The 13,262-nt window shown below is 72.4% G+C and carries 15 protein-coding genes; 4 read left to right on the top strand and 11 right to left on the bottom strand.

Annotated features, from left to right (window positions below; genetic code table 11):
- The first annotated feature begins 90 nt into the window (after nt 1-90).
- Nucleotides 91-1,338 carry an MFS transporter gene (locus tag QP089_RS19795; protein ID WP_285913177.1) on the top strand — a complete coding sequence of 416 codons (1,248 nt, stop codon included), beginning with the start codon at nt 91-93 and terminating at the stop codon, nt 1,336-1,338.
- A gap of 60 nt (nt 1,339-1,398) precedes the next feature.
- On the opposite strand, the gene QP089_RS19790 is transcribed toward QP089_RS19795, so the two are convergent.
- Genes QP089_RS19790 through QP089_RS19760 form a run of 7 tightly spaced genes read right to left on the bottom strand, consistent with a single transcriptional unit; the run spans nt 1,399 to nt 8,267 of the window.
- Nucleotides 1,399-2,490 carry an alcohol dehydrogenase catalytic domain-containing protein gene (locus tag QP089_RS19790; protein ID WP_285913259.1) on the bottom strand — a complete coding sequence of 364 codons (1,092 nt, stop codon included), beginning with the start codon at nt 2,488-2,490 and terminating at the stop codon, nt 1,399-1,401.
- 5 nt (nt 2,491-2,495) lie between these two features.
- A complete protein-coding gene (locus QP089_RS19785; protein WP_285913175.1) occupies nt 2,496-3,224 on the bottom strand; it encodes a dienelactone hydrolase family protein in 729 nt (242 codons plus the stop codon).
- The gene (locus QP089_RS19780) at nt 3,221-4,183 is read right to left on the bottom strand and encodes a TAXI family TRAP transporter solute-binding subunit (protein ID WP_285913172.1); all 963 of its coding nucleotides are present in this window, start codon (nt 4,181-4,183) and stop codon (nt 3,221-3,223) included. Before QP089_RS19780 ends, QP089_RS19785 begins: the two co-directional genes overlap by 4 nt.
- Nucleotides 4,180-5,757, bottom strand: a complete 1,578-nt coding sequence (locus QP089_RS19775; RefSeq protein WP_446474070.1) for a bifunctional 3-(3-hydroxy-phenyl)propionate/3-hydroxycinnamic acid hydroxylase — start codon at nt 5,755-5,757, stop codon at nt 4,180-4,182. Before QP089_RS19775 ends, QP089_RS19780 begins: the two co-directional genes overlap by 4 nt.
- A gap of 20 nt (nt 5,758-5,777) precedes the next feature.
- The gene (locus QP089_RS19770; protein WP_285913167.1) at nt 5,778-6,464 is read right to left on the bottom strand and encodes a class II aldolase/adducin family protein; all 687 of its coding nucleotides are present in this window, start codon (nt 6,462-6,464) and stop codon (nt 5,778-5,780) included.
- Nucleotides 6,461-7,441, bottom strand: coding sequence for a hypothetical protein (locus tag QP089_RS19765; protein ID WP_285913165.1), 981 nt, complete (start codon nt 7,439-7,441; stop codon nt 6,461-6,463). The genes QP089_RS19770 and QP089_RS19765 overlap by 4 nt, the downstream gene beginning before the upstream one ends.
- Before the next feature lie 10 nt (nt 7,442-7,451).
- Nucleotides 7,452-8,267: a fumarylacetoacetate hydrolase family protein gene (locus QP089_RS19760; RefSeq protein WP_285913164.1), complete on the bottom strand. Its 816-nt coding sequence runs from the start codon at nt 8,265-8,267 to the stop codon at nt 7,452-7,454.
- A gap of 137 nt (nt 8,268-8,404) precedes the next feature.
- Here QP089_RS19760 and QP089_RS19755 point away from each other — a divergent pair, with 137 nt between their 5' ends.
- A complete protein-coding gene (locus QP089_RS19755) occupies nt 8,405-8,899 on the top strand; it encodes a VOC family protein (protein ID WP_285913163.1) in 495 nt (164 codons plus the stop codon).
- Nucleotides 8,900-8,946: 47 nt separating this feature from the next.
- On the opposite strand, the gene QP089_RS19750 is transcribed toward QP089_RS19755, so the two are convergent.
- Nucleotides 8,947-9,741 carry an IclR family transcriptional regulator gene (locus QP089_RS19750; RefSeq protein WP_285913161.1) on the bottom strand — a complete coding sequence of 265 codons (795 nt, stop codon included), beginning with the start codon at nt 9,739-9,741 and terminating at the stop codon, nt 8,947-8,949.
- Between the two features lie 274 nt (nt 9,742-10,015).
- On the opposite strand from QP089_RS19750, the gene QP089_RS19745 reads away from it, so the two are divergent.
- Entirely contained in the window at nt 10,016-10,537 is a 522-nt protein-coding gene (locus QP089_RS19745; RefSeq protein WP_353070593.1) for an EF-hand domain-containing protein, read from the top strand.
- Between the two features lie 44 nt (nt 10,538-10,581).
- On the opposite strand, the gene QP089_RS19740 is transcribed toward QP089_RS19745, so the two are convergent.
- From QP089_RS19740 to QP089_RS19730, 3 genes are all read right to left on the bottom strand, one after another.
- Complete coding sequence (locus QP089_RS19740; protein ID WP_446474069.1) at nt 10,582-11,580, bottom strand: endonuclease/exonuclease/phosphatase family protein; 999 nt, start codon at nt 11,578-11,580, stop codon at nt 10,582-10,584.
- A gap of 143 nt (nt 11,581-11,723) precedes the next feature.
- Nucleotides 11,724-12,146, bottom strand: coding sequence for a M15 family metallopeptidase (locus QP089_RS19735; protein ID WP_285913157.1), 423 nt, complete (start codon nt 12,144-12,146; stop codon nt 11,724-11,726).
- Between the two features lie 46 nt (nt 12,147-12,192).
- Nucleotides 12,193-12,510 (bottom strand): hypothetical protein, encoded by a 318-nt coding sequence (locus tag QP089_RS19730; protein ID WP_285913155.1) that lies wholly within the window; start codon nt 12,508-12,510, stop codon nt 12,193-12,195.
- Between QP089_RS19730 and QP089_RS19725 the strand changes: the two genes are divergently transcribed.
- On the top strand, nt 12,509-13,222 hold the full coding sequence (locus QP089_RS19725) for a response regulator transcription factor (RefSeq protein WP_285913154.1): 714 nt from the start codon (nt 12,509-12,511) through the stop codon (nt 13,220-13,222). The two genes, QP089_RS19730 and QP089_RS19725, sit on opposite strands and share 2 nt — an antisense overlap.
- The last annotated feature ends 40 nt before the right edge of the window (nt 13,223-13,262 follow it).

Below are 13,262 nucleotides of genomic sequence, written 5' to 3'. Positions count from 1 at the left end.
GCCGCGCGCCCTGCCCATGCTGCGTTCGGTTGCTCCTGCGCTGTCCGACTCCGAACCCCGCGTGCACCCACCCCTGCGTAAGGAGATCCGATGTCCGCGACCCCAGAACCCGCCACCGGCAGACGGCAGGCCGGTGTCCTCGTCCTCGCCTGCCTCATCCTGTTCATCGACGGCTACGACGTGTTCGCCATCGGCACCGTCGGGCCGAGCCTGATGCAGTACAAGCCGTGGGGCGCTACCCACGACACCCTCGGGATGCTCGGCAGCGTCACCGCGCTCGGCATGCCGTTCGGCTCGGTCCTCGCGGGTTGGGCCGCCGACCGGCGCGGACGTCGCCTTCCGCTGACCGTCGCCGTCGTCTGGATCTCCGCGTCGATGGCGGCGGCGACGTTCGTGCCGTCCCTCGGCCTGTTCGCCGCCGCCCGATTTTGCACCGGCGTCGGGATCGGCGCGCTCGCCCCGCTGGTCAGCGCCTACGTCACCGACGCCGCGCCTCCGCGGCGGCGGACCCTGCACCTGACGGTCGCGCTCGGCGCCATCGGCGTCGGCGGCACCGCGTCTGCCGTCCTCGGTCGGCTGCTGCTGCCGGACGTGCACTTCCAGTGGCTGTTCCTGTTCGGCGCGCTGCCGATCGTGCTCGTCCCGCTGATCTGGCGGATGAAGGAGGACGCGCCCGCCGGGCGCGGCGGGACGGAACGGGAGCGGACACGCCTGTCCGAGCTGTTCACCTCCGGCAGCCGGCGCGCCACCGTCCTGTTCTGCTGCGCCTCCTTCATGAGCATGGCGCTCGTCTACAGCACCACGGCCTGGCTGCCCGCGGTGATGATGAAGTCCGGCTACGACCTGGGCTCGTCGCTGGAGTTCACCATCGCCTTCACCGTCGGGGCGACCGCGGGGAGCCTGGGCGGCTCCGTGGTCGCCGACCGGGGCCACCTCAAGCCGGTCACGCTCGGCGGCTTCGTGCTCGCGGCGGTGGCGCTGTTCGTCCTGAGCACCCCGCAGCCGCACGTCCTGCTGCTGGCGGTGTCGGCGCTGGCGGGGCTCGGCACGCTCGGCGGCCAGAACATGGTGATCGCCTGCATGACGGCGTTCTACCCGGCGCGGCTGCGCGGCACGGGTCTCGGGTTCGGGCTGGGCGTCGGGCGGCTCGGCGCGGTCGCCGGCCCGTCCTACGTCGCGGTGGCCACCGACCTGTTCACCTCGTCGAAGGCGGGGTTCTTCGCCTTCATGGTCCCGGCGGTCCTCGGAGCCGCCGTGATCGCGGGGCTGCCCCGGATCCTGCCGCCCTCGCAGGAGAAGCGGGCCGCCGCGCAGGAGACCGCACCCGTCGTCCCCTGACCGGAGGCGAAAGGCCGGCCCGGTGCGCGTCGCACCGGGCCGGCCTTTTCGCGAATGTCGTCAGGGATTGACCACGGCCATCCAGATCGGTTCGGTGCGGCTCTGCATGGCGTCGACGGCGCGGACGGCGTCGGCGAGCGGGTACCGGTGGGTGATCAGGTCGGCCGCGTCCAGCGCGCCGCTGCCGAGCAGGCCGAGGACCTGCTCGGCGTCGGTGCGGGTGCACGCGCGGGTGCCGACGATCCGCCAGCAGTTCCGCATCAGCGCGATCATCGGGAGCGTCACCGGCGCCTGGTTGGCGCCCATGTGCACGAGCGTCCCGCCGGTGGAGAGCGCCGTGGTCGCCTGCAAGGTGACCGGGCCCTGCGGGACGTAGTCGAGGACGGCGTCGGCGCCTGCGGGCACGAGGTCCCGCAGTGCCCGGGTGAGGCCCTGCTTCTCGTCCCAGCCGGACGGCAGCTCGTCCAGCGCGACGATGTCGGTGGCGACGCCGGCGGAGAGGCGGCGCACCGCCTCCAGCCGCTCGGCGCTGCGCCCCACGAGGACGAGTCGCGCCACGCCGAAGTGGCGGGCCAGCGCGATCGTTGCGGTGCCCATCGTCCCGGTGGCGGCGGTGACGACCAGCGTCGCGCCCGGCGTGAGGTCGGCGAGCTTGAGGGCGCGGACGGCGTTGGCGAGGTCGTGCACCTTCGCGCCCACGTCGAAGCTCACCGCGTCCGGCAGCGGGTCGACCAGCCAGTGCGGGACGCGAACGTACTCGGCGAGCCCGCCGTCGTGGTACGCGTCGTACAGCGGCATCGGGACGTCGCTGAACGCGGCGTGCCCGATCATCGCCTGCTGCACGCACATCATCTCGCGGTCGGTGCGGCAGTACCGGCACGACCGGCAGGTCAGGTTGGGATGGACGCGGACCCGGGCGCCGACCGCGACCCCGGTGACCTGGTCGCCGACGGCCGCGATCGTCCCGGCGGCCTCGTGCCCCAGGGTGGTCGGCAGATGCCGGAACGCGCCCATGGCGAGCAGCCGCATCATGCCGGGAGCGAGGCCGGCGGAGGCCACCTTGACCAGGACGTCCAGCGGTCCCGGCTCCGGAACGGGGATCTCGACGAGTTGCAGCGCGTCGGAGCCGCGGTCGGCGCGCGCGGCGAGCATCGACTTCACCGGGCCCCCGCAGCGGTCGAGGGCAGGTGCCGGTCGAGGAACGCGTGCGTACGCTCCCACGCGGCCTCGGCTGCGGCAGGCCGGTACATGTGCGGGCGCGCGTCGCAGGCGAAGGCGTGCCCGGCGTCGTCGTACACGTGCTGGTCGAAGTCGACGCCCGCGTCCTGAAGCGCGGCGTCGATGGCCTTCACCTGGTCTGCGGGGATCGTCGGATCCTCGGCGCCGACGTGCAGCAGCATCGGCGCGTCGATCGACCCGGCCCGGTCCAGGACGGCGTGCGGGCCCGCCGCGATCCCGGGACCATAGAACACAACGGTCGCGGCGAGCCCCGGGATCGCGGTGGCCGCGGTGAACGCGGCGCGGCCACCGAAGCAGAACCCGACGACCGCGGTCCGATCGGCCGGGACGCCCTCGATGGCGGCGAGGTGGTCCACGACGGCGCCGACGTCGGTGACGATCGCGTCCGGACCGATCGCGCCGATCAGCGGCATCGCCTCGGCGTGCTGGTCATAGCCGAGGGTGGCGACACCGGTGCGGTGGAACAGGTCGGGGGCCAGGGCCAGGAAGCCGCGCGCCGCGAACCGGCGGGCGATGTCCTGGATGTGGTCGTTGACGCCGAACGCCTCCTGGAGGACCACGACGGCCCGATCGGCAGGGGCGTCCGGCCGTGCGGCGTAGACCCGCATCGGCCCGTCGGCGGTCTCAACGGTGATCCATTCGGTCATGACTCTCCTTGCGGCAGGGCGTGGTAGTACTCGGCGGCGCCGGAATGCAGCGGGACGGGCGTGCGGCCCATCGCCACCGGGTCGAGGGGATAGGTGACCGGGCTCTTCTCCGGCGGGAGGTGCCGGTACTGGCGCTCGATGACCTCGCGGGTCTCGCCCAGCACCCACGCGATCGCGTACGCGACGTCGTCCGGCAGGTCGGAGCGGGTCAGCACCAGGAAGTCGGAGAAGTCGAGCGTGCGGAAGCGCGGGCAGCCGGGGAAGTGGCCCTCCTCGACGGTCGCCGCCGGCCAGGAGTAGTCGGTCCACAGGCCGTCCAGGACGTCCTGCTCCACCTCCAGGAAGTGGAGGTCGCCGCCGAACTCCTGCCAGTGCGGCAGCATGACCGCCTCGTGGACGACGGCGTCCGCGCGTCCCGCCAGCACGTGCGCGAACGTCTCCCAGGGACGCTCGTCGGCCAGGATCGTCCCGCCCCAGCCCGTGACGTCGACACCGGAGCGGGTCAGCAGCTCGTGCGCGCCGACCCCGACGTGGTTCTCCCCGTCATGGCCGGACGTTGCGAGGGTCAGCGAGGGCTTCGCCTCGCGCAGCTCGGCGAACGACGTGATCCCGAGCGTCCGGCGCACGCCCACGACCAGACGGTCCCGCTGCGGGACCACGCCGAGCGCGCGCAGCTCGGGGAACGACTCTTCGGCGTACAGGCCGCGGCCGTCCAGGGCGGCGCTGGCGAACGCGGCGGGCGTCGTCAGCGCCACGTCCACCTCGCCCCGCCCCACCGCCCGGACGGCGTCGGCGTAGCCACGGCTGTTCCAGATCGCGACCCTGGTGTACGGGCCGCACCGGTCGGTGAGCTCCTGGGAGATCCAGCCGCAGACCCGATGCAGGTTGGCGGCGCCCCAGTCGCCGCGCAGATGCAACGTCAGCGACCGGTCGATCTTCGGTTCGGGCGGACGGGTCATGTCGTGCCTTCCATGTCGAAGTAGCCGGCCAGCGCGTCGCGCACCCGCGCGGCGCGGGCGGAGGGGAACACGGCCGCGACGTAGCGGTCGGGCTTGACCAGCACGAACCGGCCGCGCGCGGCGCCCAGCGCGGATTCGAGCCGCCCGTCGGCGTCGGCGACGGCCTGCCGGCCGTCGCGCGGGCGCGGCAGCCGGTCGCCGAGCACGACGTCGATCCGCCGCAGTCGCCACGACCCGAGCGCATCGCCGGCGCGCTCCCAGGCGGCGGGCGTGACGTCCACGCCGAGCAGCGCCGGGCCGTCGCCGAGGACGTCGTCGAGCCGCCGCGGGCGCAGACCCGGCGGGACGAGCACGCGCGGCTGGGGGAGCTGGGTCCCGACCAGCCGCTCGTCGCCGTGCCCCGTCCGGACCACGACGCCCTCGGCGTGGACGGCGCGCGGCCGGAACCGCATCTCGGTCAGGTACCGGCGGCTCCACGGGACCAGCAGCAGAGCGCGCACGGCGGTGTCCCGCAGGCGCCCCCGCATCGGGTCCACGGTCATCACCACCCGCCCGAGCCGCTCGGAGAACGCGACGGTCGCCTCGGCGTGCGGGCGCCGCTCGGGCTCGTAGGTGTCCAGCAGCCGCTCGTCCGCGCGGCCGTGCCACACCTCCGCCAGCTTCCACGCCAGGTTGGCGGCGTCGCGGACGCCGGAGTTGAGGCCCTGCCCGGCGAACGGCGGCATCATGTGCGCGGCGTCGCCGAGCAGGAAGCAGCGGCCGTCGCGCCACCGGTCGGCGACCACGGCGTTGAAGGTGTAGTTCGTCGCGCGCTCGACCTGCTCGGGGGTGATCGTCCGGTAGGGGGAGACGAGCCGCTCGATGGTCGCGAAGTCCGGCCGTGTGCTGCCCTCGCCCTCGCCGGGGCGGAGCCGGAACTCGTAGCGGCAGCGGCCGTCCCGCCCCGGCACGATCACCGTCGGCCGGTCGGGGCGGCCGAGGTGCATGCCGTACCGCTCGTCGTGGGGGTCGCCGGTGGTGTCGGCGACCAGCCAGACCTCGCGGTGGCTGGTCCCGGTCATCCCGATGCCCTTCAGTTCCCGGACCGTGCTGCGACCGCCGTCGCAGCCGAGCACCCAGCTCGCACCCAGCTCGGTGCGGGTGCCGCAGGCGGTTTCCAGAACGGCGGTCGCGCCGCCGGGCCCGTCCTCGGCCTCGACGAGCCGGGTGCCGAACCGGACGTCGACGCCGTCGCGGTCCTTGAGGTTCTGCAGCAGGACGCGCTCCAGTTCCGGCTGCGCGAACTGGTTCTTGAACGGGTGGCCGAGGCGGTACGGCTCCGGGCCGCGGGCCTGGAACAGCGGGCGGTCCCTGCGGTCGTAGTAGCGGGTGCCCGTGCCCGGCACGACGATCTCCAGCACGGCCTCGTCCAGCCCGGCGGCCTGGAGCGTGCGCAGCGACTCGTCGTCCAGGCTGATCGCCTTGGCCTCGTCGCTGGTGGCGGAGTTCCGCTCGACCAGGACGACCGGCACGCCGCGCGCCGCCAGCAGGTTCGCGGCGGCCAGCCCGACCGGGCCCGCGCCGACGATGAGCACCGGCGCGTTCGCGGGGGCGGTCACGGACGGCCGTCCTTGCGCGCGAGGTAGGCGAAGCCGGCGTCGATCTGGCTGTCGGGCCAGCACTCGTCCCGTTTCGCCGCCGCCTCCGCGCCGTCCGACCACACCCGGACCGGTCCCGCGGCCATCGCCGTCAGCTGCGTCCGACAGGCCCCGTCGAGCAGAACGGCGTGCATCACGGCCGCCTGGACGCTCGTCCCGGCGGCGACCAGGCCGTGCTTGGGCATCAGCGCGGCGGGCGCGTCGCCCAGCGCCTCGGCCAGGGCGCGCCCGAGCTCCGGAGTGCGGACGAGCCCGCCGGTCAGGGCGAAGCGCGGCACGTCCGCGCCGCCGAACAGCGCCCCCTCATGGGAGATCGGCAGCAGCGGCGCGTCCAGCGCGGCGAACGCGACGGCCGCCTGCGCATGGGAGTGGACCGAGCAGTGCAGCTCCGGCCGCTGCCGGAGGATCTCCAGGTGGATGTGGCATTCCTTGTGCGGCGCGCCCTCGCCCTCGACGACCTCGGCGTCCCACGACACCAGCTGGATCCGGTCGTCGCGGATCTCCTCGAAGCCCCAGCCCGGCGCCTTGATCCAGATGCCGCGCCCGTCCGGGTCGCGGACCGCAGCATGCCCCCACACCATGTCCGACTGCCCGGCCGCGGCCAGCGCCCGGTTCGCCGCGACCGCCCGTTCGCGTGCCGTCACCGCAGCGCCTCGATCTCCGCCGCCGGCAGCCGCTCGGCCGTCCTCGTCGCGTCGGTGACCTGCGGGACCTCGCGCGCGGACGCGACCGTCAGATGGATGCTCGGCTCGTGGTGGATCGAGGTGAACGCGATCCCGACCGGCACCTTCACGAAGTCGCCGGGTTCCAGCAGGACCGTTCCACGCTGGGTGACGAGCGTCCGGCGCCCGCTGATCTGGTACTGGATCTCCTCGGCGTTGCGGATCCGGCGGTAGACGCGGCCGTCGGACGCCTCGGCGACGGTCCGCCCGATCAGGACGTGGGACGACCGGTAGAGCCAGGTCGTGCCGGACGCGTCGTCCGGGCGCAGCACCTGGATCCGCTCGGTCTCGCCCTTGGCCTGCTCCAGCAGGGCCCGCTCGTCGGTCGGGGCCAGCACGATGTCGTGACCCGGGCCGGCGAGGCACTGCGTGATCATCTCGTTGACCTCGCCGGGCTCCCAGCCCTCGAACGGCGGGATCACCACCTCCGACGTCCGCTGCGCCGCAACCGCCTCGACGACCGGAGCCGGCACGTAGAACAGGACGTGGATGTCCTCGCGCCCGTAGTTGTCGTGCGCGACCCCGACCGGGATGCGGGAGAAGTCGCCGGGAACCAGGTCGACGGTGCCGAACTCGGTCATCAGCGACCGCACGCCCGCGACCTGGAGCGACATCTCGTCCACGTCGCAGTTGCGGTGGTAGAACGGCTGCCGGCCGTTCATCGTCTGCCACTCCAGCCGCATGAAGTCGCTCTCGTAGACGCCGCGCGGCGGCGCGAACGCCCGCTGGACGTACTCGGCGTCGAAGTGGACGACCTCGATCGGCGGGTGGCCGCGCCCCATCCGGGGCGCGCCCGGCCGCGTGTGCGGGTCGCCCAGCAACTGCTCCTCGCGCCGCTCGAACACGCGCGGCGGCGCGTCGAACGGGAAGGTCTCGAAGCTCTCCCTGACGGTGCCCATGGTCTCCTCCTCAGGCTTCGGCACGGACGGTGTTGCGCAGCGTGCCGATGCCGGCGATCGTCACCTCGACGACGTCCCCATCGGCCAGGAACACCTGCGGATCGCGGCGGTACCCGACGCCGCCGGGCGTCCCGGTGAGGATGACGTCCCCCGGCTCCAGCCGCGTGAACTGCGACGTCACCTCGATCAGCCGCGGCACGTCGAAGATCAGCCGGTCGGTGTTCGAGGACTGCATCTCCCGCCCGTTCAGGTGCAGCGAGATGTCCAGCTTTGCGGGGTCCAGCTCGTCGGCGGTGACGAGGACGGGCCCGAGCGGCGTGGAGGCGTCCCACGCCTTGCCCTGCATCCACTGATGCGTCCTGTACTGGAAGTCCCGCATGGTGACGTCGTTGGCGATCGTGTAGCCGAGGACGTGCTCGAACGCCCGGTCCCTCGGGATGCGGCGGCCCGCCTTGCCGATGACCACGGCGAGCTCCGCCTCGTAGTCGACCTGGGACGACTCGGGCGGAAGCGTGATCGGCGCGCCGTGCCCGATCAGGCTGGAGGCGAACTTCGGGAACAGGACCGGGTAGTCCGGCAGGTCGCGGCCGGTCTCCTCGACGTGCGCGCGGTAGTTGAGGCCGACGCAGAAGACCTTCTCCGGCCGGACGACCGGGAGCAGCGTCAGGCCGTCCAGCTCCACGCCCGTCTCCGCGGCGGGCGCCCCGTCCAGATCGGGCACCGCCCGGTCGATCCGGTCGGCGCCGCGGAGCCGGTGCACCCGCGTCCCGTCGAGCCGGCCGAGCGCCTCGGCCCCGTCCTCGTCCTGATAGGCGACGAACCGCATCCCACGTCCTGTCCTGTTTTTCGAAGCAGACATCCTGCTTTTCGATACAAGCTAGAGCTAGATCGATCGAGGGTCAATGAGCTAGCGTGCTCGATATTCAGGATCAGCATCCTGTTAAACAGGACAAGGAGCCGTCCATGGCCATCGCCGAACTAGGACACACCGGACTCTGGGTCGATGACCTCCCGCTGATGCGTGACTTCTACGAGCGCGTCCTCGGCCTCACCGTCACCGACCACGACGACGACATCGGCATCGTCTTCCTCAGTGCCCGGCCCGACGTCGAGCACCACGAGTTCGTCCTGCAGACCGGCCGCACCGCCCCGCCCGGCGCCAAGCAGCAGCACCAGATCTCCTGGCGCGTCGAGACCCTCGACGACATCCGCGCGTTCCACCGCAGGTTCGCCGAGGAAGGGGTCCGGGTGCAGCAGGAGGTCACCCACGGCAACGCCCTCGGGATCTACTTCTTCGACCCCGAGGGCAACCGCAACGAGGTCTACCTGCGCATCGACCGGGACATCCCCCAGCCCTTCCGCAAGAGCATCGACTTCGGCCTGCCCCCCGAGGAGATCTACGCCGAGGCCGAGCGCCTCCTCGACGACGGCGGCCCCGCCTACCGCCCCGTCCAGTAGACGCGCCGGCGGCGCGGCACCGCCGAGTGCCGCGCCGCTCGCCCCGTCTAGGAGTCGAGGATCGCCAGCCGTTCGCTGATCCGCGCGGCGGCCTTCTCCACGGCCTCGGTGACCTGCGGCACCCGCTCGTCCGGGACCCGGTACGACAGCGCGGCCACGCTCACCGCGGCGACGACCGCGCCGCCGGAATCGCGGATCGGGGCCGCCACGCCCAGCACGTCGGCGTCGAGCTCGCCGCGCGACACGGCCGTCCCCGTCTCCCGGATGCGCTCCAGCCGATCCCGCAGCGCGGCCGCGTCGGTCAGCGTCGCGTCGGTGAACCGGGGCAGGCCGCTCTGCTCGACGACCTCGTCGATCTCCTTCTCCGGCGCCCACGCCAATAGCACCAGCGCCGACGCGCCCGCGTTGACGGGCAGCACGTGCCCGCGCTCGTACGACAGCCGGACGGGATGGTCGGCCTCCTCCCGCTCAAGGCAGACCACCGTCGCGCCCGTCCGGCGCGTCAGCAGCACCGCCTCGCCGACCTGCTCGACCAGTTCCCGCATCACCGGCCGCGCGACCTCCGACAGCCCGATGCCCTTGCGGGCCAGCCGCGCCAGCTCGAACACCCGCGGTCCGAGCCGGTACCCCGCCGGCCGCTGCTCCTCGATGAACCCCGAGGACGCCAGGCTCTGCAGGTACCGGTAGGCGGTCGACCGCGCGACCCCGAGGTGGTCGGCGACCTCCTGCCCGCCGACCACGAGGCGCGAGTCGTCGAAGAGCAGCAAGATGTCCAGCGCGCGGTCGGCGGTGGAGTTCCGCTCCCGATACCCGCTGACCCGCTCCGATCGCTGTCCTGCCATGCAGGAGAACATACATGGATAACAGACGCCCGCGACCGACGTTGCGGTCCATGGCGGGCGTCACCCGTCGGCAGGCGTTGGATGCAGGTGCTCAGCCAGGCCTGGAGTTCGCAGCGTGGGAACAGCCGGAGGCCTAGGCCGGAGACCTGCGCCGCGCCGTCGAGTTGGGCGGCGAATGATCGTGACTCCGGGCAATCGCGATGTCACTCGGCTGTGACGGCAAGGGCGCTGTGGGGGCAGTGTCGCTCTTCGGGGGAGCGGGGACGACGGAAGTGTGGCGAGTCCCTTTCAGCGAGACAAAGTGCAGTCGATCTTCGATGCCATGGACGGCGACGGGGACGGCGTTCTCCGCAAGGCCGACTTCGAGGCCCTCGCCCGCCGGTGGGCGGCGGTCCGGGTCGCGGGCGACGAGGAACGGCTGCTGGCGGTCATGCGCGGCTGGTGGGACACCCTGGCCACGCACTCCCGCACGGCCGACGCGGTCATGATCGACGACGTCCTGGCCGTCGTCGACCTGCTCAGGAGCATGCCCGGCGCGGTCACCACGACCGCCGACATGATGTTCGAGGCCGTGGACGAGGACGGCGACGGCCTCATCTCCCTGGCCGAGTACCAGCGGATGATCGCGGCGTGGAGCAGCGGCCGCATCGACGGCGGTGACGCCTTCGCCCTGCTGGACCTGGACGGCGACGGCGCGATCTCCCGGGAGGAGTTCGCGGCCCACTGGTACGAGTTCTGGGCCGGGGACGACCCCGCCGCCGCGGGCAGCCGGATCTTCGGGCACGTCCCCGGCTGACCGCGAGGCGAACCGCCGGCACGGAGCCGGCGCCGCGGGGCCGTTCACCAGCTGATCCGGGCCGCCACCGGCCGGTGGTCGCTGCCGGTGGGCGGCAGCACCCACGAGCTCATCGGCTTCACGCCGCGGACGAGGATCTGGTCGATCCGCACCATCGGGAACTCGGTCGGCCAGGTGAAGCCGAAGCCGTCCCCGGCCGCGTCCTGGGCCGAGCGCAGCTGCGCGTTGAGGCCGGCGAACGCGCGGTCGTCCATGGTGCCGTTCAGGTCGCCGAGCAGCACCACCCGCGCGTTCCGCTCGGCGGCGACGGCCCTGCCGAGCGCCTGCGCGTTCCTGTCCCGCGAGACCGTCACGAAGCCGCCTCTGGGATTCACCCGTACGGACCCCAGGTGCGCCACGTACACCGCCAGCGGCCCGTGGTCCGTAGCCACCGTGGTGCGCAGCGCCCGGTTGTCGACCAGCTTGGCGGCGGCGGGCTTGGTGGCCGCGAGCGGGCCGTAGTCCGTCTCGATCTCGACCGGCCGGGAGTCCGACAGCGGCAGCTTGCTCCACAGCCCGACCGTGCCCTGAACGGTGTGGAACGGGTACGCCTTCGCCAGCCCCTTCTCGTAGGCGCCCTGGGCCTCCCGCGACAGCTCCTCCAGTGCCAGCACGTCCGCCCCGGACGCGGCCAGCTTGCCGGCGGTGCCGGCCGGGTCGGGATTGCCGGCGCCGACATTGTGGCTGACCACGGTGAGATCGCCGCCCGGGTGGGACCTGTCGCCGAGCAGCCCGCCGAACAGGCTCAGCCAGACGATGGCCGGCAGCAGCAGCGCGGTCACCGCGGAAGCGGAGCGGCGCCACAGCGCGGCGATCAGCAGGACGGGGATGAACAGGCCGAACCACGGCAGGACGGTCTCCACCAGGCTGCCGAGGTTCCCGATCCCGTTCGGGATCTCCGCGTGCAGCAGCATGGACAGGCCCAGCAGCAGCGCCAGCGCCGCGAGCACCAGGCCGCGCCTCCAGGGTTCCGGCCGCGAACCATTGCGGACCGCCCGGCGGATGCCCGCGCGCCAGGAACCGGCGCCGGCACCCGGACGGTCGGCGCCGCGCCCGGCCACCACCGTGTCCGCCGTGTTCACCGAGTCCACCGAGTCTGTGTCCACCGTGTCCACCGGGGCCGTCGCCTGTCCTCGCTCATTGTCGGTCACTGCTGCATCCTCGGGTCCTGGGTGGGGTCGGCGTACATGGTCGGGCAGCCGTGATCGATCGCTCCGGTGCGCAGCTCGTAGTGCCAGGGTTCGTTGCGGTAGATCTGGCACAGGCCGTACTCGGCGCCGTGCCGGGACAGCCACGCCGTCGCGGCGGAGCGCCCGATGTCGACCGCGTCCCCCGACACGTGAGGAGACGTCGCGGCGGTGGCCACCCATCGGGCGGCCGCGGCTTTGGACCCGTACTTGGAGACCGCCTCGCGCAGAAGCCGGTTCTGGTACTCCGGGGAACGCCAGCCGCTGTTGACGTAGAACGTGATCTTGTCGCCCGCGGCGTCCGACGCGGCCCGGCGAAGGGCCTTGAGCAGATGCGGATCAAGCTTGGCAACGGCCGGAAACGCGCCATCGAACACCGTCACGCCGTCGGGGACGACACCGTCGGCCCTGCCGACCGCACCACGATGCTCACTGTGAAGAGTCTCCGGGGGTGGTGCGGCCGAGGGCGGCGAGGATGACGAGGACGTCAAAGATGGCCGCGATGACGAAGATGGCGAGGAGGATGCGGAGGGCGAGGCTTTCAGCGACCGATAACCGAGGGCCGCGACGAACGCCGCTATGACGACTATCAGGCCGACGATAAGGAATGTGTAAGATCGGCGTTTCGAGGTTCGCGCCGATGGCGGGATCTGAGCCATGCTGCCAGTGAAGGCGGCGTGGTGTTGCAGGCACGTATGCGGTTTTCGATACGCAGACGATATGCGGCGGCTCGTAACCTTGAAGCATGCGTGTACTGATCGTTGAGGACGAGCCCTACCTGGCGGAGGGCATCCGCGACGGCCTGCGCCTGGAAGCGATCGCCGCCGACATCGCCGGTGACGGCGACACCGCGCTGGAGCTTCTGGGCGTCAACGGCTACGACATCGCCGTCCTCGACCGCGACGTCCCCGGGCCTTCCGGTGACGAGATCGCCAAGCGCATCGTCGCCTCCGGCAGCGGCATGCCGATCCTCATGCTCACCGCGGCCGACCGTCTCGACGACAAGGCCTCCGGGTTCGAGCTCGGCGCCGACGACTACCTCACGAAACCGTTCGAACTGCGCGAACTCGTGCTCAGGCTCAGAGCGCTCGACCGCCGGCGCGGCCACAGCAGGCCTCCCGTGCGGGAGATCGCCGGTCTGCGGCTGGACCCGTTCCGCAGGGAGGTCTACCGGGACGGCCGCTACGTCGCGCTGACCAGGAAGCAGTTCGCGGTGCTCGAAGTCCTCATCGCGGCCGAAGGCGGCGTCGTCAGCGCCGAGGAGCTGCTGGAACGCGCGTGGGACGAGAACGCCGACCCGTTCACCAACGCGGTGCGGATCACCGTCTCGGCACTGCGCAAGCGTCTCGGGGAGCCGCAGATCATCGCCACCGTGCCGGGCGTCGGCTACCGCATCGACGCGCGGCCGGAGGCAGAGCCAGAGGCAGAGGCCGGAGGCGAGGGAGGAGACCGTGGGTAGGGCCCCGGGGCTGAGCGTTCGCCTCAGGCTCACCCTCAGC

This window comes from Actinomadura opuntiae, assembly GCF_030283205.1.
Taxonomy (GTDB): Bacteria; Actinomycetota; Actinomycetes; order Streptosporangiales; family Streptosporangiaceae; genus Spirillospora.
This window is presented reverse-complemented; position numbering and strand designations above follow the sequence as displayed.